This window comes from Agromyces tardus (assembly GCF_003710805.1).
GTDB classification, from domain to species: domain Bacteria; phylum Actinomycetota; class Actinomycetes; order Actinomycetales; family Microbacteriaceae; genus Agromyces; species Agromyces tardus.
Genome location: NZ_RHHB01000028.1, coordinates 18,700 through 40,272, shown reverse-complemented (window position 1 = coordinate 40,272; position 21,573 = coordinate 18,700). Strand labels below are relative to the sequence as shown.

The 21,573-nt window shown below is 72.2% G+C and carries 21 protein-coding genes; 8 read left to right on the top strand and 13 right to left on the bottom strand.

Annotated features, from left to right (window positions below; all coding sequences use genetic code 11):
• Positions 1 to 177 precede the first annotated feature (177 nt).
• Positions 178 to 1,194, top strand: coding sequence for a magnesium and cobalt transport protein CorA (locus EDM22_RS13155; RefSeq protein ID WP_212591950.1), 1,017 nt, complete (start codon positions 178 to 180; stop codon positions 1,192 to 1,194).
• A 67-nt stretch (positions 1,195 to 1,261) separates the two neighbouring features.
• Positions 1,262 to 1,630: a nuclear transport factor 2 family protein gene (locus tag EDM22_RS13150; protein ID WP_170964129.1), complete on the top strand. Its 369-nt coding sequence runs from the start codon at positions 1,262 to 1,264 to the stop codon at positions 1,628 to 1,630.
• A gap of 58 nt (positions 1,631 to 1,688) precedes the next feature.
• Here EDM22_RS13150 and EDM22_RS13145 read toward each other — a convergent pair whose 3' ends face one another.
• From EDM22_RS13145 to argG, 6 genes are all read right to left on the bottom strand, one after another.
• Positions 1,689 to 3,590, bottom strand: coding sequence for a YhgE/Pip domain-containing protein (locus EDM22_RS13145; RefSeq protein WP_122937538.1), 1,902 nt, complete (start codon positions 3,588 to 3,590; stop codon positions 1,689 to 1,691).
• Entirely contained in the window at positions 3,587 to 4,258 is a 672-nt protein-coding gene (locus tag EDM22_RS13140) for a hypothetical protein (RefSeq protein WP_212591949.1), read from the bottom strand. The genes EDM22_RS13145 and EDM22_RS13140 overlap by 4 nt, the downstream gene beginning before the upstream one ends.
• Entirely contained in the window at positions 4,255 to 4,899 is a 645-nt protein-coding gene (locus EDM22_RS13135) for a TetR/AcrR family transcriptional regulator (RefSeq protein ID WP_122937537.1), read from the bottom strand. Before EDM22_RS13135 ends, EDM22_RS13140 begins: the two co-directional genes overlap by 4 nt.
• A 127-nt stretch (positions 4,900 to 5,026) precedes the next feature.
• On the bottom strand, positions 5,027 to 5,695 hold the full coding sequence (locus EDM22_RS13130; protein ID WP_122937536.1) for a GAP family protein: 669 nt from the start codon (positions 5,693 to 5,695) through the stop codon (positions 5,027 to 5,029).
• Positions 5,696 to 5,731: 36 nt separating this feature from the next.
• A complete protein-coding gene (cls, locus tag EDM22_RS13125) occupies positions 5,732 to 7,201 on the bottom strand; it encodes a cardiolipin synthase (RefSeq protein ID WP_245989361.1) in 1,470 nt (489 codons plus the stop codon).
• A gap of 173 nt (positions 7,202 to 7,374) precedes the next feature.
• Positions 7,375 to 8,802, bottom strand: coding sequence for an argininosuccinate synthase (argG, locus tag EDM22_RS13120; RefSeq protein WP_122937535.1), 1,428 nt, complete (start codon positions 8,800 to 8,802; stop codon positions 7,375 to 7,377).
• Positions 8,803 to 9,043: 241 nt separating this feature from the next.
• On the opposite strand from argG, the gene EDM22_RS13115 reads away from it, so the two are divergent.
• The 3 genes from EDM22_RS13115 to EDM22_RS13105 are packed head-to-tail and all read left to right on the top strand — an operon-like array spanning position 9,044 to position 11,649.
• The gene (locus EDM22_RS13115; RefSeq protein ID WP_245989360.1) at positions 9,044 to 9,772 is read left to right on the top strand and encodes an NAD(P)H-hydrate epimerase; all 729 of its coding nucleotides are present in this window, start codon (positions 9,044 to 9,046) and stop codon (positions 9,770 to 9,772) included.
• 49 nt (positions 9,773 to 9,821) lie between these two features.
• Positions 9,822 to 10,361, top strand: a complete 540-nt coding sequence (locus EDM22_RS13110; RefSeq protein WP_170964128.1) for a DUF3151 family protein — start codon at positions 9,822 to 9,824, stop codon at positions 10,359 to 10,361.
• Position 10,362: 1 nt separating this feature from the next.
• On the top strand, positions 10,363 to 11,649 hold the full coding sequence (locus tag EDM22_RS13105; protein WP_122937533.1) for an adenylosuccinate synthase: 1,287 nt from the start codon (positions 10,363 to 10,365) through the stop codon (positions 11,647 to 11,649).
• Between the two features lie 155 nt (positions 11,650 to 11,804).
• Here EDM22_RS13105 and EDM22_RS13100 read toward each other — a convergent pair whose 3' ends face one another.
• The gene (locus EDM22_RS13100; protein ID WP_122937532.1) at positions 11,805 to 12,026 is read right to left on the bottom strand and encodes an Rv0909 family putative TA system antitoxin; all 222 of its coding nucleotides are present in this window, start codon (positions 12,024 to 12,026) and stop codon (positions 11,805 to 11,807) included.
• A gap of 192 nt (positions 12,027 to 12,218) precedes the next feature.
• Between EDM22_RS13100 and EDM22_RS13095 the strand changes: the two genes are divergently transcribed.
• Entirely contained in the window at positions 12,219 to 12,872 is a 654-nt protein-coding gene (locus EDM22_RS13095) for a GNAT family N-acetyltransferase (RefSeq protein WP_122937531.1), read from the top strand.
• A 265-nt stretch (positions 12,873 to 13,137) separates the two neighbouring features.
• Here the strand turns inward: EDM22_RS13095 and EDM22_RS13090 are convergent, their stop codons facing one another.
• From EDM22_RS13090 to EDM22_RS13075, 4 genes are read right to left on the bottom strand one after another with little or no spacing between them, the layout of a single operon-like run.
• The gene (locus EDM22_RS13090; RefSeq protein WP_122937530.1) at positions 13,138 to 14,607 is read right to left on the bottom strand and encodes a sodium/solute symporter; all 1,470 of its coding nucleotides are present in this window, start codon (positions 14,605 to 14,607) and stop codon (positions 13,138 to 13,140) included.
• Positions 14,604 to 15,005, bottom strand: a complete 402-nt coding sequence (locus EDM22_RS13085) for a hypothetical protein (protein ID WP_122937529.1) — start codon at positions 15,003 to 15,005, stop codon at positions 14,604 to 14,606. The genes EDM22_RS13090 and EDM22_RS13085 overlap by 4 nt, the downstream gene beginning before the upstream one ends.
• Positions 15,002 to 15,757: a LytR/AlgR family response regulator transcription factor gene (locus tag EDM22_RS13080; RefSeq protein WP_122937528.1), complete on the bottom strand. Its 756-nt coding sequence runs from the start codon at positions 15,755 to 15,757 to the stop codon at positions 15,002 to 15,004. Before EDM22_RS13080 ends, EDM22_RS13085 begins: the two co-directional genes overlap by 4 nt.
• Positions 15,754 to 16,980 carry a sensor histidine kinase gene (locus EDM22_RS13075; protein WP_122937527.1) on the bottom strand — a complete coding sequence of 409 codons (1,227 nt, stop codon included), beginning with the start codon at positions 16,978 to 16,980 and terminating at the stop codon, positions 15,754 to 15,756. Before EDM22_RS13075 ends, EDM22_RS13080 begins: the two co-directional genes overlap by 4 nt.
• Positions 16,981 to 17,161: 181 nt before the next feature.
• Between EDM22_RS13075 and EDM22_RS13070 the strand changes: the two genes are divergently transcribed.
• Both EDM22_RS13070 and EDM22_RS13065 read left to right on the top strand, forming a co-directional pair.
• Complete coding sequence (locus tag EDM22_RS13070) at positions 17,162 to 17,569, top strand: DUF485 domain-containing protein (protein ID WP_122937526.1); 408 nt, start codon at positions 17,162 to 17,164, stop codon at positions 17,567 to 17,569.
• Positions 17,569 to 19,176, top strand: a complete 1,608-nt coding sequence (locus EDM22_RS13065; protein ID WP_122937525.1) for a solute symporter family protein — start codon at positions 17,569 to 17,571, stop codon at positions 19,174 to 19,176. The genes EDM22_RS13070 and EDM22_RS13065 overlap by 1 nt, the downstream gene beginning before the upstream one ends.
• 271 nt (positions 19,177 to 19,447) lie before the next feature.
• On the opposite strand, the gene EDM22_RS13060 is transcribed toward EDM22_RS13065, so the two are convergent.
• Both EDM22_RS13060 and lpdA read right to left on the bottom strand, forming a co-directional pair.
• On the bottom strand, positions 19,448 to 19,978 hold the full coding sequence (locus EDM22_RS13060) for a hypothetical protein (protein WP_122937524.1): 531 nt from the start codon (positions 19,976 to 19,978) through the stop codon (positions 19,448 to 19,450).
• A 176-nt stretch (positions 19,979 to 20,154) separates the two neighbouring features.
• Positions 20,155 to 21,555: a dihydrolipoyl dehydrogenase gene (lpdA, locus tag EDM22_RS13055; protein WP_122937523.1), complete on the bottom strand. Its 1,401-nt coding sequence runs from the start codon at positions 21,553 to 21,555 to the stop codon at positions 20,155 to 20,157.
• Positions 21,556 to 21,573: the final 18 nt, after the last annotated feature.

The window sequence follows — 21,573 nt, the reverse complement described above, 5'->3', positions numbered from 1 at the left end:
CGAGCCGGCCGCGTCGCGCGGCGACGCCTGACGCGACCGCGGCTCCGGGCGACCGCGACTCCGGACGACCACGACCCCGGGCGGCACGGCGCCGCGGCGGCAGGGCCGCACGACGGAACGGCGCCACGGCGTCGCCGACGCCGGCCCTCGATTCGCGGGCCGTGCGACAGTTGCCCTGTGCCTCTCATCGACAACGCCGTCTACGTCGACGGAGCGCGCGTCGCGACCCCCGCCACCCTCGACGAGACCTTCGAGACCATGGCGAAGCACGGCGGGTTCGGGTGGATCGGCCTCTACCGCCCCACCGACGCCGAGCTCGACGTGCTCGCGGCGGAGTTCGACCTGCATCCGCTCGCCATCGAGGACGCGCGCAAGGGGCACCAGCGGGCGAAGCTCGAACGCTACGGCGACACCCTGTTCGTCGTGCTGCGGCCCGCGCGGTACCTCGACGACGTCGAGGAGGTCGAGTTCGGCGAGCTCCACCTCTTCGTCGGGCCCCACTTCGCGATCACCATCCGCCGAGCCGAATCCCCGAACCTGGCCCGGGTGCGGCGCCGGCTCGAGGCGCACCCCGAGCTGCTCGCCAAGGGGCCGGAGGCGGTGCTCTACGCGGTGCTCGACGAGGTCGTCGACGAGTACTCGCCCGTCGACGCCGGCCTCGAGAACGACATCGACGAGATCGAGGAGCAGCTCTTCTCGGGCGACCCCCAGGTGACCCGGCGCATCTACGACCTCGCGAGCGAGGTCATGGAGTTCCAGCGCGCAACGCGTCCGCTCGTCGGCATGTTCGACGCGCTCGAGCGCGGCTTCGAGAAGTACGCCGTCGACCTCGAGCTGCAGCGCTACCTGCGCGACGTGAAGGACCACGTGATCCGCATCGTCGAGCGCGGCGAGTCGTTCCGGCAGCTGCTGCAGAACGCGCTGCAGGTGCATGCGACCCTCGTCACGCAGCGCCAGAACGAGGAGATGAAGCGCCTCGGCGAGACGACCCTGTCGCAGAGCGAGCAGTCGAAGAAGATCGCGAGCTGGGCGGCCATCATCTTCGCACCCACGCTCATCGCGGGGATCTACGGCATGAACTTCGACTTCATGCCCGAGCTGGGCTGGGTCGCGGGGTACCCGTTCGCCCTCGCGCTCATGACGGCGTTCGCCACCTCGCTCTACGTCATCTTCAAGCGGCGCAACTGGCTCTGAGCGGTTCGCCTGCGATCGGATGCCGCGGGCTCTTCCTCGCGGGCACCCTCGCGGCTACGGTGGGCAGATGACCGAGATCACCGACGATCTGCCCGCCCGTCTGCTGCACGAGGAGCACGCCGGATGGCGGGCGATCCTCGAGGGCCACGGAGGCGAGCACTACGCCCGCGCGATGACGCGCGACGCGCTCATGGTCGTCGAGGGCGCGGTGCTCGACCGCGACGAGGTGCTCAAGGCCTTCCGCTCGGCACCGCCGTGGGACTCGTACGAGCTGCACGAGCCCGCGATCATCCGGCTCGGCGACCGCGCCGGCATGCTCGTCTACCGCGCGGTCGCGCGCCGGGGCGACGACGTGTCGAACCTGCGGATGTCGACGACCTACCTCTACGACGACGGCGCGTGGCACGTGGCCGCGCACCAGCAGACCGCGGCCTGACGGCAGGCCCGCCGAGCGCCCGACGGCCCGGCTCCCGCGCCGGGTCGGCGACGCCGAGTCAGCCGATGAGGCTCGGCTGCAGGTCGCGCAGCGTGCGGTAGTGCGTCATCCGCGTCACGCCGACCGCGGCGAGCACGAGGGCTCCGGCGAGCCACGCGACGAGCACGAGCGCGTCGGTGCCCGCGCGGGCGAGGTCGCCGCCGTACATGGCCTGGCGCAGCGCATCGACGACGTAGCCCATGGGCAGCACCTGGTGCAGCGCCGCGAGGGGCGCCGGCAGCGTCTGCCACGGGAACGTGCCGCCCGCGGTGACGAGCTGCAGCACCATGAGCACGAGCCCGAGGAACTGGCCGACCGAGCCGAACCACACGTTGAGCGCGAGGATGATCGCCGCGTAGGTCGCCGAGGCGAGCACCATGATGCCGATCGTCGCCACCGGGTTGCTCATCTGGAACCCGAGCGTCACCGCGAGCACGAGGTACAGCGCAGCCATCTGCAACGCACCGAGCACGCCCGGCGTGAGCCAGCCCGCGAGCGTCACGCGCAGGGGGGAGTGCAACGCGGTGACGGCCCGGCGTGAGACGGGCTTCACGATGAGGAAGAGCGCGTAGATGCCGATCCAGCCGGCGAGGGCCGCGAAGAACGGCGCGAGGCCGGCGCCGTAGCTGTCGGCGTGGGCGACCTCGGTCGTCTCGAGGGCGATCGGATCCGAGATGGTCTGCGCCTGCGCGTCACGGGTCGCCTGGTCGGAGTCCGGGATCTGCGCCACGCCGTCGGCGAGCCCGTCGCGCAGGGCGCCCGCGCCCGAGGCGAGCTGGCCGAGGCCGTCCTGCAGCGTGCCCACGCCGGCGCTCAGCCGCGCGGCCCCGTCGGCCGCCTGTGCCGCGCCGTCGGCGAGCCGCGCCGCGCCGTCCGCCGCCGAGCGTGCTCCTGTCGCGAGGTCGGCACTGCCGTCGGCCACCTGCCGGCTGCCCACCGCGAGCTCGTCGATCTGCCCCACGACCTCCTGCACCCGCGCGTTGCCGGCCTCGATGTCGGCGCCCAGCGGATCGAGGCGGGCGAGCGCCGCATCGATCGTCGCCTGGTCGACGCCGCGTGCGGCGAGCTCCGCGGCGATCTCGTCGCGCGCCCGGGGCAGGGCGGCGGTCGCGTCGCCCACGGCCGCGCCGACCCGGTCGGCGGATGCCGCGAGCTGCTCGTTCCCGTCGGCCACCTGGTCGGCTCCGCTCGCGACCTGCGCCGACCCGTCGGTGAGCCGGGACGTGCCGTCGGCGAGCCGGGCGGACCCATCGGCGAGCTGCGCCGTGCCGCCGGCGAGTGCGGACGCGCCGTCGGCGAGCCGCCCGGCGCCGTCGACCGCGCTGCCGGCGCCGTCGGCGAGCTGCGCGGCCCCGTCGGCCGCTTCCACGAGGTTGCCGCGGATCGTCGCGATCGAGTCGAGCAGCAGCGAGGCGGCCTCGCGGCCGACCTTCTCGGCGATCTCGGTGCGGATCCGCTCGACGGCCTGCTTGCCGATCGTGCCCGCGAGGTAGCTGTTGGCGTCGTTCGTCGAGAGCAGGATCTCCGCCTGGCGGGGGGCATCCGTCTGGATCGACGCGAGGGCGTCGCTGAAGTCGGCCGGGATCGTGATCGCGAAGTCGTAGCTCGAGTCGTCGAGCCCCGCCGCGGCCTCGCCGGCCGAGACCCGGTGCCAGTCGAAGGCGCCGTCGGCGATGAGCCCGTCGGCGACCTCGTCGCCGATGTTGCGCGCGGGCTCGTCGGCGGTCGCGGCCGTGCCGCGGTCCTCCACGACGAGGGCCACCGGCACCTCGGGGAACTTGGCGTACGGGTCCTGGTTCGCCCAGAGGTAGAGCCCGCCGTAGAGCACGGGCACCGCGACGAGCGCGAGCAGCGCGAGCACCGACATGCGGGTGGCGGTGAGTCGGCGGAACTCCGCCGCGATCATCTGCGGGACCTTCACGCGAGTCCCCCCTCGGCGAGCACGAGCTCGTCGTCGGCCTCGTCCACGTCGTCGTCGGCCTGCATCCGGGCGATCATCGCCGCGGCGCCGATGGCGGCGGCCGAGGCGTCGCCCGCGATGACGAGCACGGCGAAGCCGCGGTCGGCGAGGTCGCGGGCGATCGACCACCACGCCATGGGGTCGCCGCCGTGGCGGTCGGGCGACACGATGACGAGTCCCTCGACGCCGTCGCGCAGGATCGCGAGCTCGGTGAGCAGGCGCAGCCGCACCTCAGGGGCGACGTTGGCGATGGGGACACGGGCCACGGCGTCGAGTCCGAGCTCCGCGAGCCAGCGGGACACCGAGACGGGGCCCGCCGGGATGCCGGCGAACATGAGCTCCTCGGCGGCGACGCCGGCCACGGTGACGTTCGGCGCAGGGTCGCACACGCCGGGCGCGTCGACGAGTGCGATGCGCCGGCGGATCGCCGCGGCATCCGCCCGCCCGTCGAGGGTCACCTCGCCCGCGTCGGGCCGCATGCGCCCGGAGGCGAGCAGCCCGAGCACGGTGGGGCGCTGCTCGGTCTCGGCGCGGGCGAGCGTGGCCCGGCCGGACTCGAAGCCGATGGTCGTGGTGGGCAGGGCCTGCCCGCGGCGCCCCTTGCGGACGCCGCGCAGATCGATCCTCATTCGGATGCCTCTCGGGAGAGTTCGGGGTTCGCCGCGATGAGCGCGCCGGCCTCGCGCCACGAGAGCCCGGCCGTGCCGAGCACGGCGAGCATCACGAGTCGCCGGCCCTCCTCGTCGTCGAGCTCGTGCGCTGCAGCCTCGACGAGCACGGCGATCGCCGCCTCCTCGATGAGCCGGGCGAGCACGGGCGGGCGGATGTCGCTGCGCACGGTGCCGTCGGCCGCGCCACGCGCCACGAGCTCGCCGAGCCTGGCGCGCACGGGTGCGACGGCGTCGGCGACGCGCTCGACGTAGGGCTCGCGCAGCGCGATGCGGGCGAGCAGCCGCACGTGCACGATGGCGTGCCAGAGGCGCGTGCCGAGCAGTGCGAGGGCGACGGATGCGTCGTGGTGGTCGACACCGGCGGCGACGGCGTTGAAGCGCGCCGCGCCGCGGTCGATGAGCGCGAGGATGAGCTCGTCGCGGTTCGCGAAGTGCCCGTAGACCGAGCGGCGGCTGAGCCCGGCATCGGCGGCGATCGCCTCGAGCGAGGCGTCGGGCGAGGCGGCGAGCGCCGCGGCGGCGGCGGTGAGCAGGGCTTCGCGGTTCTCCGCCGCGTCCCGACGTGGTGCGCGGCGGCCCGCGTCGGTGTCGGACGGCATGGGTCGAGGCTACTAAGTTGCACGTCGGTGTGCAAGTTATGGGCGGCACGCACAGCGAATGCGCAGCGACGGATGCGGCCCGCGCCGCGCCATCCGCTCGACCTGTCGCCTGGTCGCGGCCTGGCGCCTAGAGCCGACCGAGGCCGGTGCCGAGGATCACGACGCCGATGAGCACGAGGATGAGGCCGGTGAGGGCGCCGTTGTTCCGCGTGATCCAGTCCTGTGCCGCCAGGAGGCGGGGTCGCATGCGCTCGGGCGCGGCGAGGGTCATGATGATCGGGACGGCGACCGTCGACGCTCCCACGAGCGTGTAGATCGCGATCACCACGGCGGACTCGCCCAACGGAAGGTCATCGGCCCGGATCGCGAGCCCGGCTGCGATCGCGAGCAGCAGGCCCTTCGGACGCACGTTGAGGGCGAAGGCGACGCCGAAGGCGGCCCACGGACCGAACGAGTCGACTGCGCTCAGCCACTTCGGCATGGCGGTCGAGGGGTTCTTCACGGCGCGACGCCAGGCGAGGATGCCGACCACCACGAGCGTGAGGCCCACGAGGATCTCCGCGATGCCGATCGCCGTCTCGGGTCGACGCGACGACCGCGTGGTCGGGATGAGCTGCGCGAAGAGCGTGCAGGCCGAGACGACCGCGGCGATCCCGAGCACCCAGCCGATGAGGAACGGCAACGCCGAGCGCCCTCGTTTCGGCGACAGCAGGATCAGGATCGTGGCCATGATCGGCACCGAGCTGATCGCCACGGCGAGCGCGATGGGGAGGACGTGGCCGATCGCGTCAAGCATGTCCGACCCCGCCCCGTCGCCCGACCGCGCTCATGCTCACTGCAGGGCGGAGGTGAGCCGCGCGATGCCGTCGAGGAACGTGGCGGACGCGGGCTCGCGCTCCCACTCCTCGAGGGTGAGCTCGCGGCCGACCGCCCGGTAGCCGGCCTCGACCTCGCGCATCTCCGCGACGAACGACGGCCCGCGCACGAGCAGCATGACCTCGAAGTTGAGGTTGAACGACCGGATGTCCATGTTGCTGGAGCCGATCACCGCGACGTCGTCGTCGATCGACATGTGCTTCGCGTGCAGGATGTACGGGCCCGGGTACATGAAGATCCGCACCCCGGCACGCAGGAGCTGGCCGTAGTACGACCGCTGCGCGTGCCAGACCGAGCCCTGGTCGCCGATCTCGGAGACGAAGAGCTGCACCTCGAGGCCGCGCAGGCTCGCCGACGTGATCGCGTAGATCATGGCCTCGTCGGGCACGAAGTACGGGCTCGTGATGATGACCTGCTGCTGCGCCGAGTTCACGAGTGCGAGGAACTGGCGCAGGTTGTTCTCGCCCTCGTAGGCCGGGCCGCTCGGCACGACCTGGCAGTCGAGCGCATCGGGGTCCGTGCTGAACGGCGCCTCGGTCGCCGGCAGGTGCTCGGTGGCGAGCAGGTTCTCGTCGGTCTCGGAGTACCAGTCGGAGAGGAAGACGCCGTTGATGCCCGCCACCACCGGCCCGGTCACCCGGGCGACGAGCTCCTGCCACTGGAGCCCGCGCTTGAGGTTCTTCTTCGAGTTGTAGCTGCGGTCGATGAGGTTCTGCGACCCCATGTAGCCGACGCGGCCGTCGACGACGACGAGCTTGCGGTGGTTGCGCAGGTCGGGCCGCTGGTACTTGCCCTTGAACGGCATCACCGGGAGCAGGAAGCTCCACTTCGCGCCGATCCGGTCGAGCTCGGCGTACGTGGCCTCGTGGGTCGCCGAGCGGCCCGTCGAGATGTGGTCGAGCAGCACGCGCACGACGACCCCGCGCTGCACGGCGCGCTCCATCGCCGCGAAGAAGCCCTTCGTCGTCGTGTCGAGCGACACGATGAAGAACTCGACGTGCACGAAGTGCTCCGCCGTGTCGATGTCGGCCGCCATCGCGTCGATCGACGCCTGGTAGTCGCCGATGAGATGGGCGGTGTTGCCGCCCGCGGCGGGCAGCGCGCCGAGCACGCGGTTCTGCTCGACGACCGACGCGAACCACGTCGGCCACTCCGACCGGTCGGCCACGAGGTCCATTCCGTCGGCGCGCTCGGCGATCATGCGGTTGATCTCGGTCTGGCGATCACGGCGCTTCTTCGGGAGCTTGACGTTGCCGATGAGCAGGAACAGCAGGATGCCGACGAAGGGGATGAGGAAGATCGCGAGCAGCCAGGCCATCGACGCGGTCGGCTTGCGGTCCCGCGGGATGACGATCAGCGCCGCGATGCGGATCACCCAGTCCGCCAGCACCAGGATGAGGCCGATGATCGGCCACTGCTCGCTCACGATCCCCGGCCTGTTCGAGCAGTCCCATCGACGGTCATCGCGCCCTCCCCCGTCCGGTCGCAGGCTCGCCGCGACGGTGCGCCCGCGCGGCGGTCGTCCGAGTATGGCAGTCGTGCGCGCGGCGGGATAGGGGACGGAAGTCCCCAGTCGGCGGGGGCCCGGGGCCGCTCGGGTCAGTCGGTGCCGAGGTCGAACGCGGCGGCCTCGTTCGCGGCATCCGTCTTGGCCTCGAGCTCGGTCTCGACGGGACCGGCCGCGATCTCGGCCGCGCGGCCCTCGGCGAGGTCGCCCACGAGCGCCGCGGTGGCGCCGCCCACGATGCCGAGGTGCGCGTACTGCTCGAGGCGGGCGCGCGAGTCGGCGATGTCGAGGTTGCGCATCGTGAGCTGGCCGATGCGGTCCTCGGGGCCGAACGCCTGGTCGCCGACGCGCTCCATCGAGAGCTTGTCGGGGTGGTAGCTGAGCGCCGGACCGCTCGTGTTCATGATCGTGTAGTCGTCGCCGCGACGCAGGCGCAGCGTGACCTCGCCCGTGACGGCCGAGGCGACCCACTTCACGATCGACTCGCGCAGCATGAGCGACTGCGGGTCGAGCCAGCGGCCCTCGTACATGAGGCGGCCGAGGCGGCGGCCCTCGTTGTGGTAGTTCGCGACGGTGTCCTCGTTGTGGATCGCGTTGAGCAGCCGCTCGTACGCGATGTGCAGCAGCGCCATGCCCGGCGCCTCGTAGATGCCGCGGCTCTTCGCCTCGATGATGCGGTTCTCGATCTGGTCGCTCATGCCGAGGCCGTGCCGGCCGCCGATCGTGTTGGCCTCGAGCACGAGCTCGACGGCGTCCGCGAACTCGACGCCGTTGAGGGCCACCGGGCGGCCCTGCTCGAAGCGCACCGTCACGTCTTCGGCGGCGATCTCGACCGACTCGTCCCAGAAGCGCACGCCCATGATCGGCTCGACGAGCGTGATGCCCGCGTCGAGGTCCTCGAGCTTCTTGGCCTCGTGGGTGGCGCCCCAGATGTTCGCGTCGGTGGAGTACGCCTTCTCGACGGAGGCGCGGTAGGGCAGGTCGCGCGCCTGCATCCACCGGCTCATCTCGGTGCGGCCGCCGAGCTCGGTGACGAAGTCGCGGTCGAGCCACGGCTTGTAGATGTGCAGGCGCGGGTTGGCCATGAGGCCGTAGCGGTAGAACCGCTCGATGTCGTTGCCCTTGTAGGTCGAGCCGTCGCCCCAGATGTCGACGCCGTCCTCCATCATCGCGCGCACGAGCAGCGTGCCCGTGACGGCGCGACCGAGCGGCGTGGTGTTGAAGTACGCCTTGCCTCCCGAGCGGATGTGGAACGCGCCGCACTGCAGGGCGACGAGGCCCTCCTCGACGAGCGCTGCGCGGCAGTCGACGAGCCGCGAGAGCTCGGCGCCGTACTCGAGCGCACGGCCGGGCACGGCCTCCACGTCGGGCTCGTCGGGCTGGCCGAGGTCGGCCGTGTAGGTGCAGGGCACCGCCCCCTTCTCGCGCATCCACGCGACGGCGACGGAGGTGTCGAGACCCCCGGAGAAGGCGATGCCGACGCGCTCGCCGACGGGCAGGGAGGTGAGAACCTTCGACATGCGCTCAAGCCTACGGGAGGTGTGGATGCCTCGGCTTCCGCGTGACGGCGGCGGCGGCCCGGTCCTCGGAGCAGGACGGCGGGCGGCGGCGCGCGGCGTTCGCTCCTGCTCCGGTGGCGCGCGCGGCGCGTCCTCCTGCGCTCGTGACCGGGATCCGGGCGGGGCACGCATGGGTGCGCACGGGCCGGGGCGGGGTCGCGGGGCGTGGGCACGAGCGGATGCCGCGGCGTAGGCTCGCCGCGTGAGCAGCGACGCACCCCGACCCGAGCACGGCTACATCGCCGCCCAGGTGCGCGCGGCCGAGGCGCCGCTGCTCGCGGCGGGGGAGCCGCTCATGCGCCGCGCCGCGTCCGCCCTCGCCGCCGAGATCGAGCGCCTGATTCCGGCCCGGGCGGATGCCACGGGGCCGGCGCTCGTCGTCGTGCTCGCTGGATCCGGCGACAACGGCGGCGACGCGCTCTACGCGGGGGCCGAGCTCGCCGCACACGGCGCCGACGTGCGGATCGTCGCGACGGGTTCGCGCCTCCACGAGGAGGGGGTGGCATCCGCACGCGCCGCCGGCGCGACCGACCTCGACCCCGACGCCGACCCCGACGGGTTCGACCGTGCCGTCGTCGATGCCGACGTGATCGTGGACGGGATCCTCGGCATCGGCGCGGCCGCGAGTCCCGCCCTGCGCGGCCGCGCCCGCGAGCTCGTGGCGCGGGTGCTCGAGCTGCGAGCGTCGGCCACGCGGCATCCGCTCGTCGTCGCCGTCGACCTGCCGAGCGGCATCGGAGCCGACGACGGCGCCGCGCCGGACCCCACGGTGCTGCCCGCCGACGTCACCGTCACGTTCGGCGCCGTGAAGGCGGGGCTGCTCGTGCCGCCGGGCTCCGCGTACGCCGGCCGCGTCGTGCTCGTCGACCTGGGGCTCGGGCCCGCGCTCGCCGATGTCGAGCCCGCGGTGCGCCTGGTGGACGGCGCATGAGTCCGCGGCGCATCCGGGGCGCCGAAGGGCCCCCGCGATAAGGTTGAGTGTGACTGCAGACGAATCAGCACTCGAGCCGGGGGCGTCGCTGGCCGACGAACCCGAGGTGCGGCAGGAGCTCGCGCAGGGTGACCGCGCATCCGTCGCAGGGGTCGTCGCATCCCACCCGTCCTCGCCGCTCGCCTGGACCGAACTGGCCGACATCGCCGACTCCGAGGGGCGGCATCTCGAGTCGTTCGCGTTCGCGTCGGTCGCCGTCGACCTGGCACGCGAGCAGCTCGCGGCATCCGGCTGGACGCCCGGCTCGCCGGTGCCGTGGAGCGACGAGCCGAACCGCGCCTACCTGCGCGGCCTCGACACGCAGCGACGGGCCGCCGGGCACCTCGGCCTCGACGAGAAGGCCGCGCAGCTCGCCGACGAGCTCGCGCGTGCCGACGCCGAGGCGCCCGCGCGCATCGCGTCGGAGTTCACGCCGACCCAGCTCATCCCGATCATCGTGACCGACTCCCTGCCGCCGGCCGCGCCCACCGAGGTGCCCGCAGGCGACTCGAACCCCGACGCCGCACCGGGTGCGGCACGAGAGGACTGACATGCCCGCGGTCGTATTGATCGGAGCCCAGTGGGGCGACGAGGGCAAGGGCAAGGCGACCGACCTGCTCGCCTCGCGCCTCGACTACGTCGTGAAGTTCAACGGCGGCAACAACGCGGGCCACACGGTCGTCGTCGGCGACGAGAAGTACGCCCTGCACCTGCTGCCGTCGGGCATCCTCACGCCGGGCGTCACGCCGGTCATCGCGAACGGCGTCGTGGTCGACATCGAGGTGCTGTTCGAGGAGCTCGAGGCGCTCGAGACCCGCGGGGTGGACGTCTCGAAGCTCCGCGTGAGCGCGAACGCGCACATCATCACGCAGTACCACCGCACCCTCGACAAGGTGACCGAGCGCTTCCTCGGCAAGCGCCAGATCGGCACCACGGGCCGAGGCATCGGCCCCGCCTACGCCGACAAGATCAACCGCGTGGGCCTTCGCATGCAGGACCTCTTCGACGAGAACATCCTGCGGCAGAAGGTCGAGGGCGCACTCGACCAGAAGAACCACCTGCTCGTGAAGGTCTACAACCGCCGTGCCATCGGCGTCGACGAGGTCGTCGACGAGCTCCTCGCCTACGTCGACCGCCTGCGACCCATGGTCACCGACACCTCGCTGCTGCTGCACCGGGCGCTCGAGGCCGGCGAGACCGTGCTCTTCGAGGGCGGCCAGGCCACGATGCTCGACGTCGACCACGGCACCTACCCGTTCGTCACCTCGTCGAACGCGACGAGCGGCGGCGCCGTCACGGGTTCGGGCATCGCGCCGAACCGCATCGACCGCGTCATCGGCGTCGTCAAGGCGTACACGACGCGGGTCGGCGCCGGGCCGTTCCCCACCGAGCTCTTCGACGAGTGGGGCGACTTCCTCTCCGAGCGCGGCCACGAGTTCGGCACCACCACCGGCCGCCGTCGCCGCACCGGCTGGTACGACGCCCCCATCGCCCGCTACACGGCGCGCATCAACGGCGTCACCGACTTCGTGCTCACGAAGCTCGACGTGCTCACGGGCGTGGAGTCGATCCCCGTCGCGGTGGCCTACGACGTCGACGGGCAGATCTTCGACGAGGTGCCCGTGTCGCAGTCCGACTTCCACCACGCGAAGCCCGTGTACGAGGAGTTCCCCGGCTGGACCGAGGACATCTCGGGGGCCCGCAGCTTCGAGGAGCTGCCGGCGAACGCGCAGAGCTACGTGCGCGAGCTCGAGGCCATGTCGGGGGCTCGCATCTCCGCGATCGGCGTCGGTCCTGGCCGCGACGAGATCGTGCAGCTGCACGACCTGCTCGACTGAGGGCTGCCGCCTCGGGGCCGGCTCGCTCGGGCTGTCCGGCTACGACTGCTCGCCCGGGTCGCGCCCGACCGGGCCGCCGGCCGCGTGAGGACACGAGGGGGGCGGATGTCGCAGCGCTGCGACATCCGCCCCGATCGTCGTGAGCCGGGCCAGGCCTACGGCTCGGTGCCGATCGACTTGTCGATGTTCGCGCGCACGTCGTCGATCTTCGCGTCGTGCTCGTCGGGCGTGACCTTCTTGGCCGCGTCCGAGACGGCGTCGAGGACCTTGTCGCTGATGTCCTCGGCCTGCTCGCTGTTCAGGGCCTCGTCGATCTTGTCCTTGTTCTGCTCGACGAACTCCTGCGCGTTCTTCGCCAGGTCGTCCAGTGCTCCCATTTCCCCCACCAGTCCTTCCGTTGAGCGGTGTCGATCGTCATCGTAGAGGCGTCGGATGCCGCGGCGGCCGGATTCACAAGGAGCTTCCAGCCGGTGGGCCCGGGCGGCCCGGATGGCCCGGCGCCCGGACGGCAACCCGCCCGTCACCCGTTCGCCTCGTGCCGTGCACCTCGCGCGTGCGAGACTCGACCGGTGACCGCACGACGCCCCCACGACGCGCCGCTCGTCGGGCGCTTCCTCATCCTCACTCCGATGACGCCCGACGACTTCCCGGCGCTGGCCCGCGCGATCGCGCGGCCGGAGGTGTTCGCGAGCGGATTCGGCGGCGGCCCGGCGGGACTGCCCATCGGGGCCGAGGCGTTCGACCGGTTCGCGCGCGCCTCGTACACGCCTGCCGACGACGGAGTGCCGTTCGCGGTGCGCGTGCGCGGTGGCGACGACGACGGCACGATCATCGGCGCCACGAAGCTCGGCGACCTCGACCTCGCCAACGAGTCGGCGCACATCGGCTGGACGGCCTTCGACCCGCGGGTGTGGGGCACGGTCGTGAACCCCGAGGTGAAGCTCCTGCAGCTCGGGCTCGCCTTCGGGCACGGGTTCGGCCGCGTGAAGATCCAGGCCGACGCGGTGAACGCGCGGTCGCGCGCCGCGATCGAGAAGCTCGGCGCGCGGTTCGAGGGCATCGCGCGACGCCACAAGCGTCGCGCCGACGGCACCTGGCGCGACACGGCGGTCTACTCGATCCTGGTCGACGAGTGGCCCGCGGTGCGGGCGCGGCTCGAGCAGCGCGTCGCTGCGTGGGACTCGGGCCCGCTGCGACTCGGCTACTCGGCCGGCGCCGAGTAGCGGCATCCGCCCAGCCGGATCGCCGCTGGCGCGCCGCGCCAACGAGCTCCGCTCCGCGCCGCGCGGGAGTGAGGTTTCTGGGCTGGAGTGTCGGGGGCTCGGGTACTCCAGCCCAGAAACTTCACTCCTGCAGGGGATCGCTCGCGCGGGGAAGCCCGGGATCGCGGGCGGCGGGGGCGGCGGTGGCGGGGGTGGGGGTGGGGGCGGCGTCCGCTCGGCACCGGGCACCGGGCACCGGGCACCCGGCACCCGGCACCGGGCAGCGTCAGCCGGCCTCGCGCTCCGGCACGTGCAGGCGGGTGAGGAACGCGTCGACGCCGCGGGGCACTCGGCGGCGGTCGCCGCGGGAGACGAGCACGGTGACGAGCACCGCGATCGGCACCGTCCATGCGGCGGGCTGCTCGAGCAGCGGGCGGATGCCGGGCGCCGCCGCCGAGAGCGCCGCACCGCCGAGGATCGCCGCACCCGACAGCATCGCGCCCGTGACCATGCCGGCGATCGCGCCGCGCGCGGTGAGTCCGCGCCACCAGATGCCGAGCAGGAGCACCGGGCAGAGCGTCGACGCCGTGAACGCGAACACGAGGCCCACGCTGCCCGCGAGGCCCGCCGGCTCCATCGCGAGCGCAACGACGAGCGGCACGGCCGCCGAGGCGACCGCCGCGATGCGGAAGCCGCGCACGCTGCCGCCGAGGAGGTCCTGGCTGATGACACCTGCGAGCGAGACCACGAGCCCCGACGACGTCGACAGGAACGCGGCGAACGCCCCGCCGATGACGAGCGCCGTGAGCAGGTCGCCCCAGACGCCCGGGACGAGGCGTCCGGGAAGGAGCAGCACGAGCGCGTCGGCCTCCCCAGTCGACGCGAGGTCGGGTGCGAACGCGCGGCCGAGGAGGCCGAACACCGTGGGGAACAGGTAGAACACCGAGAGCAGCCCGAGCACGATGAGCGTCGTGCGGCGTGCGGCCACGCCGTCGGGGTTCGTGTAGAAGCGCACGAGCACGTGGGGGAGGCCGAGCGTGCCGAGCAGCAATGCCACCATGAGGGAGACCGTGCGGTAGACGTCGTGGTCGCCGGGGCCGGCCGAGGGCGGGAACGCCTGGGCGGGCGGGAGTTCGGCGGGCGCGCCGCCGCCCACCACGAAGAGCAGCGCGAACGCCGGCACCGCGAGCGCCGTGAGCTTGAGCCAGAACTGGAACGCCTGCACGAAGGTGATCGACCGCATGCCGCCCGCTGCGACGACGACCGCCACGATCACGGCGACGGCGACCGAGCCGACCCAGGCGGGCAGTCCCGTCGTGATGCGCACCGTGAGGGCCGCGCCCTGCAACTGCGGCACGATGTAGAACCAGCCGATCACGATGACGAGCAGGCTCGTGACCCGGCGCGCCCACCGCGACTCGAGGCGCGCCTCGGTGAAGTCGGGGATCGTGTACGCGCCCGAGCGTCGCAGCGGCGCCGCCACGAAGAGCAGCAGCATGAGGTACCCGGCGGTGTAGCCGATCGGGAACCAGAGGGCGTCGGAGCCGGTGAGCAGGATGAGCCCGGCGATGCCGAGGAACGATGCCGCCGAGAGGTACTCGCCCCCGATCGCCGAGGCGTTCCACCACGGACGCACGGTGCGCGAGGCGACGTAGAAGTCGCTCGTCGTGCGCGAGACGCGCAGTCCGTAGAAGCCGATGAGCGCCGACGCGAGCGCGACCGCGGCGATCGCGGCGTACCCGATCACGGGGTTCATGCGCGGTCCTGCTGCGAGAGCGAGCGGTAGCGCGACTCGTTGCGCGACGCGGCGCGCACGTACAGCGCGGCGACCGTGAGGGCGAGCGGGTAGACGCCCACGGCGAGGAGCAGCCATGACACGGGCACGCCCGCGACGAAGGTCTCGTCGAGCGCCGGAGTGAACGCGAGCGCGAGCGCGAACAGCGCGGTCGCGATGGCGAAGCCCGCCGCGAACACGAGCCCGATGCGCAGTTGCGAGCGGATGAGCGAGCGCACGTACACGCCCTGGATGTCGCTCGTCGGTGCGCCGGCCTCGCCGGGCGCTCGTGCCTCGGGTCGAGCGGATGCCGCGGGCCCGCCGGCGCGCGGCGCGGTCACCCGTACGCGGGCGGGCGGCTCCGGCGCCTCGTCGCTCACGGCCGTGGCCGCAGGGTCGCCGCCTCGAGGCGGTCGCGGAGTCCGGGCAGCAGGCGCCGGCTCACGGGGAGCTCGACCGGCCCGACCGAGATCGTCGGGCGGTCGGCGCCGAGCCGCACGCGAGCGACGTGGGCGAGCGAGACGAGGTACGAGCGATGCACGCGCACGAATCCGGCATCCGCCCACTGCCGCTCGAGGTCGGCCATCGGCACGCGCACGAGGTAGCTCGCCTCCTCGGTGTGCAGCCGGGCGTAGTCGCCCTGCGCCTGCACGTAGCGCACCTCGTCGCGGCGGATCATGCGCGTCGTGCCGCCGAGCGTCACGGCGATCATCTCGGGCCCCGACGCGGGCCCCGCGGCATCCCCAGCGCCTGGGCCCCCGCCGGCCGCCTTCATGGCCTCGACGATGCGCGTCACCGAGCGCTGCAGCCGCTCGGCCCGAACGGGCTTCAGCAGGTAGTCGACGGCGGCGAGGTCGAACGCCTCGAGCGCGCCCTCCTCGTCGGCCGTGACGAACACGAACGCGGGCTTGTGCTCGAACCGCTGCAGTGCCCGCGCGAGGTCGAAGCCCGTGAGGCCCGGCATGTGGATGTCGAGGAACGCCGCGTCGACGGGCTCGCGCGTGAGCAGCCGGATCGCCTCGGAGCCCGAGTTCGCGCGGTGGATCGCGCCGACGCGGGGGTCCTGCCCGAGCAGGAACGCGAGCTCGTCGACGGCGGGTTGCTCGTCATCGGCGATGAGCACGGAGATCACGGCACCAGTCTCCCATCGGGCCTCGCGGCGGGGTCGACGGATGCCGCGGTGCGCCCCGGCTGGGACTTCGGCACCCGCATGCGCACGAGCGTGCCCGAGCCGACATTCGTCTCGACGACGAGTCCGTGCTCGTCGCCGTACACCTGGCGGAGCCGGGCGTCGACGTTGCGGAGCCCCACGTGCTCGCCCGGGGTGCCGCCCGCGAGCACGTCGGCGAGCACCTCGGGGTCGATGCCGACCCCGTCGTCCTCGACGGTGATCTCGGCGAACGCGCCCTGGTCTTCGGCGGTGATCGTGATGCGTCCGCCGCCCTCCTTGCCCTCGAGGCCGTGGCGCACGGCGTTCTCGACGAGCGGCTGGATCGAGAGGAACGGCACGACCGTCGAGAGCACCTCGGGCGCGATCTGCAGGGTCACCTGCAGCCGCTCGCCGAAGCGCGCGCGCTCGAGCCGCAGGTACGAGTCGATCGATCGCAGCTCCTCGGCGACCGTCGTGAAGTCGCCGTGCCGGCGGAACGAGTAGCGAGTGAAGTCGGCGAACTCGAGCACGAGCTCGCGCGCCTTCGCCGGGTCGGTGTTGATGAACGACGCGATCGCGTTGAGCGAGTTGTAGATGAAGTGCGGGCTGATCTGCGCGCGCAGGGCCCGCACCTCGGCCTCGGCGAGGGCGGCGCGCGAGGCGTCGAGCTCGGAGAGCTCCACCTGGGCGGCCACCCAGTCCGCGACCTCGCCCGTGGCGCGCACGAGGCCCGCGCGCACGGGTGCCGAGAACGCCACGATCGCCCCCACGGCGCGGCCGCCCGCGCGGATGGGCGCGGCCACGGCATCCGTCTCTGCCGTGTCGGGGGCGAGCGCGATGCGCCGCTGCACCTGGGACCGGCCCGTCGCGGTGGCCTCCGCGGCGAGCCGTTCCGCGACCGGCCGCACGACCTCGTCGCCGTCGACCGCGACGAGGCCGCCGGGCATGACGATCGCGAGGCTGTCGGCGCCCAGCATCGACCGCAGGTGGCGGCCCGCCCGCGCGGCATCCGCCTCGGTCATGTCGCCCCGCAGGTGCTTGGCCGCCCGCGACGCGAGGTGCAGCGTCTCGTAGGTGGCCCGCTCGGCGTCGGTGCCGAGCTCCTTCGACGCGACGACGAGCCGGCGCAGCAGCACCACGAGGCCCACGGCGAGCGCCCCCGCGACCACTCCGGTGGCAGCGGCGAGCAGCATCGACTCGGGCATGCACGCCAGCGTAGCCCGCGTTCGTCGTGCCGCGGCGCCGTTCGTCGCACCGTCGGCGCCGCTCGGCGACGACGAACGGCGAGGGCCCCCGTCGCGGCATCCGCTCGACCAGCATGAGTGCACTGCGCACCGCAGCGGCCGGGCCCTCACCCCCGCCGAACCCCCTCGAAGGAGAGACGCCATGGGCAACGACGCCCTGAGCGCGGAGACCGGGACGATTCCCGACGTCGACTTCCGCGCCGTGCAAGTATCGCCAGAGTTCCAGAAGCTCCGCCGCACGCACCGGAGCTTCGTCTTCCCCGTACTGGGCGCGTGCCTCGCCTGGTACATCGTCTACGTGCTGCTCGCCGGGTACGCCCACGACTTCATGTCGACCCCGGTGTTCGGCTCGATCAACGTCGCCATGCTGCTGGGCCTCGCCCAGGTCGTCACGACCTTCGCCGTGACCATGTGGTACGTGCACTTCGCGAACAAGCACTTCGACCCGCTCGCGGAGCAGATCCGCGACGAGGTCGAGTCGGGCGTCTTCGGCACGGATGCCTCGGCGTCCGCGTCCGGCGTCGGCGTCACCGAAGGCGGGGTGCGCTGATGCTCCACCTCGACGCGGCGAGCACCTCGCCCGGCGACCCCTGGCTCAACATCGCGATCTTCGGTGCGTTCGTCGCGATCACGATGGTCATCGTGTTCCGCGCGAGCCGGAACAACAAGACGGCGTCGGACTACTACGCGGCCGGCCGCTCGTTCACGGGCGGGCAGAACGGCTCCGCGATCGCAGGCGACTACCTGTCGGCGGCATCCTTCCTCGGCATCGTCGGCGCGATCGCCGTCACGGGCTACGACGGGTTCCTCTACTCCATCGGGTTCCTCGTCGCGTGGCTCGTGGCGCTGCTCCTCGTCGCGGAGCTGCTGCGCAACACCGGCAAGTTCACGATGGCCGACGTGCTCTCGTTCCGCCTGAAGCAGCGGCCCGTGCGCATCGCGGCGGCCACGACGACCCTCGTCGTCTGCTTCTTCTACCTGCTCGCGCAGATGGCGGGCGCCGGCGGCCTCGTGTCGCTGCTGCTCGGCATCGGCGACAAGCTCGGCCAGAGCCTCGTGATCACCGTGGTCGGCGCGCTCATGATCCTGTACGTGCTCGTCGGCGGCATGAAGGGCACCACGTGGGTGCAGATCATCAAGGCGGTGCTGCTCATCGCGGGCGCCGCGGTGATGACCGTCTGGGTGCTCGCCATCAACGGCTTCAGCTTCTCGACGCTGCTCGACAACGCGGTCGCGACCGCCGGCACCCCGGCGATCCTCGACCCGGGCCTCAAGTACGGCGTCTCCGAGGTCGCGAAGCTCGACTTCCTCTCGCTGGGCCTCGCGCTCGTGCTCGGCACCGCGGCCCTGCCGCACGTGCTCATGCGCTTCTACACGGTGCCCACCGCGAAGGAGGCCCGCAAGTCGGTCGTCTGGGCGATCTGGCTCATCGGCATCTTCTACGTCTTCACGCTCGTGCTCGGCTACGGCGCGGCGGCCCTGATCGGCGGCGAGAAGATCCTCGCGGCCCCGGGCGGCGCGAACTCGGCGGCGCCGCTGCTCGCGTTCGAGCTCGGCGGCCCCGTGCTGCTCGGCCTCATCTCGGCGATCGCCTTCGCGACGATCCTCGCGGTCGTGGCGGGCCTCACGATCACCGCAGCGGCGTCCTTCGCGCACGACATCTACGCGAGCGTCGTGAAGAAGGGCAAGCCCGCACCGGGCGCCGAGGTGAAGGTGGCGCGGCGCACGGTCGTCGTCATCGGCATCATCGCGATCATCGGCGGCATCGGGGCGAACGGGCAGAACATCGCGTTCCTCGTGGCTCTGGCGTTCGCGGTCGCGGCATCCGCCAACCTGCCGACTATCGTGTACTCGCTCTTCTGGAAGAGGTTCACGACGCAGGGCGCGCTCTGGAGCATGTACGGCGGCCTCGCGTCGGCGCTCATCCTCATCGCGCTCTCGCCGGTCGTGTCGGGCACGCCCACCTCGATGATCCCGGGCGCCGACTTCGACATCGTGCCGCTGTCGAACCCCGGCATCATCTCGATCCCGCTCGCCTTCCTCCTCGGCTGGCTCGGCTCGGTGCTCGACAAGGGCATCGAGAGCCCCGCCAAGCAGTCCGAGATGGAGGTGCGCTCGCTCACCGGCATCGGGGCCGAGAAGGCGACGCACCACTAGGGTTCCGGCGGCCGCCCGGAATGGGGTGGGCGGCCGCCGGACGACAGCTGCGACGCGGCGGGAATGCCTGCCCTGGCCGCGTCGCCGACACGACGGGGGCGGATGCCTCGGACCTCTCGGTCCGGCATCCGCCCCCGTTGCCGTGCCGCGGTCGCCGGTCGTCGGTCGAGTAGCGGCGGAGCCGCGTATCGAGAACCCGTCGGTCGAGTAGCGGCGGAGCCGCGTATCGAGACACGTGAGGAGCAGGGTCTCGATACGGGCGCTGCGCGCCCTACTCGACCGGCGGGGTGCGGTCCGACGCGGAGACCGGTGGCCGGCTGAGCACGCTCACGAGGAGCGCGTACCCGCCGAAGACGATGCCCGCGCAGAGCGCCGTCACGTACAGCGCCTCGTCGATGGCGGGCCGGATTCCGATGACGATGAGCACGAGGCTGCCGGCGGTGATGAGGTGCAACGGCAGCCCGATGACGGGGAAGAACCGATCCACCGGTTCCAGGTCCTGGCTCCGGTTGAACGCCCGCCATTCCGCCATCCGGTTGAGACCGAAGACGCCGACGACCCAGATGACGAGGGCCGCCGCGGCGCACGACAGCCAGAGCGCGTGGTCGTCCACTCCGTACCGGCTCACCACGATCGGCAGGAGCGCGAAGATCACGACCCACACGCCGAGCGCGAGCACCGACTTCAGGTAGACGACATCGTGCAGGTCGGTCACGCGCGTGCTGCGCAGGCCGATCAGCGCGCCGAACCCCACGAAGATGCCGGCGATCTCGGCGAAGTGCACGAACAGGTCGGTATCCATGACGCCCCCGGGTCCGAGTCTGATCCGGGTGGGCCGCAACCGCAATGACCGACACGAACAGGGGCGGATGCCACGACGTGGTGTCGCGGCATCCGCCCTGTTGCTGTGCACGTGCGCCGGCGGGTCTCGAAATCGGCGCTGGGCGCTGCGCGCCCGACCCGACCGGCGGGGGCGCCTCACATGTTGATCATGTGGCCGACCAGGCCGTGGTACGCCTCCTGCAGCGCCTCGGAGAGGGTGGGGTGCGTGTGCACGTTGCGCGCGAGCTCGAGAGCCCCGAGGTCCCACTTCTGGGCGAGGGTCAGCTCGGGCAACAGCTCCGAGGCATCCGGGCCGATGAGGTGGCCGCCGAGCAGCTCGAGGTACTTCGCGTCGGCCACGAGCTTGACGAAGCCCGTGGGCTCGCCGAGGCCGTGCGCCTTGCCGTTCGCCGAGAACGGGAAGGTCGCGACCTTCACGTCGTAGCCCTCGTCGCGGGCCTGCTGCTCGGTGAGGCCGAAACTCGCGACCTGCGGCGAGCAGAAGGTGGCGCGCGGCATCATGCGGTAGTCGCCGAGCGACATGGTCTCGGCGCCGCCGATGGTCTCGGCCGCGACCACGCCCATCGCCTCGGCGACGTGCGCGAGCATGAGCTTCGCGGTGACGTCGCCGATCGCGTAGATGTGCGGCACGTTCGTGCGCATGAACTCGTCGATGTCGATCGCGCCGCGCTCGGTGAGCTGCACGCCCGTGTTCTCGAGGCCGAAGCCCTCGACGTTGGGCGCGAAGCCCACCGCCATGAGCACCCGGTCGACCTCGAGCGAGCCCGGCTGGCCGTCGGCACCCGTATAGGCCACGGTGACCGAGGAGCCGTTGTCGGTGACGGTCTCGACGCGGGTCGAGGTGAGGATCGGCACGCCGAGCTTGCGGTACTGCTTCGTGATCTCCTTCGAGACGTCGACGTCTTCATTGGGAAGCGCGCGGTCGAGGAACTCGATGATCGTCACGTCGACGCCGTAGTTGCGCATGACGTACGCGAACTCCATGCCGATCGCGCCCGCGCCGACGATGGCGATCGAGCGGGGCAGGTCGCGCTGCATGATCTGCGTCTCGTAGGTGACGATGTTCGACGACAGCTCGACGCCGGGGAGCAGGCGCACGCGCGATCCGGTCGCGATGATCGCGTTCGCGAACGTGAGGGTCTCGGTCGACCCGTCGGCCTTCGCGACGTCGATCGTGTTCGCGTCGCGGAAGGTGCCGCGTCCGTCGAACTCGGTGATTCCGTTCTTCTTCATCAGGTAGTGCACGCCCTTGACGCGCCCGTCGGCGACCGTGCGACTGCGGTCGAAGGCGACGCCGTAGTCGAACGTCGCCTCCCCCGAGATGCCGAAGGTCTTGGCCTGGTCGTGGAAGATGTGGGCGAGTTCGGCATTGCGGAGGAGCGCCTTCGACGGGATGCACCCGACGTTGAGGCAGACGCCTCCCCAGTACTTCTCCTCGATCACGGCCGTGCGGAGGCCGAGCTGGGCCGCGCGGACCGCGGCGACGTATCCGCCGGGGCCTGCGCCCAGCACGACGACATCGAAATGGGTGGTCATGCCGTTCAGCCTATGCGG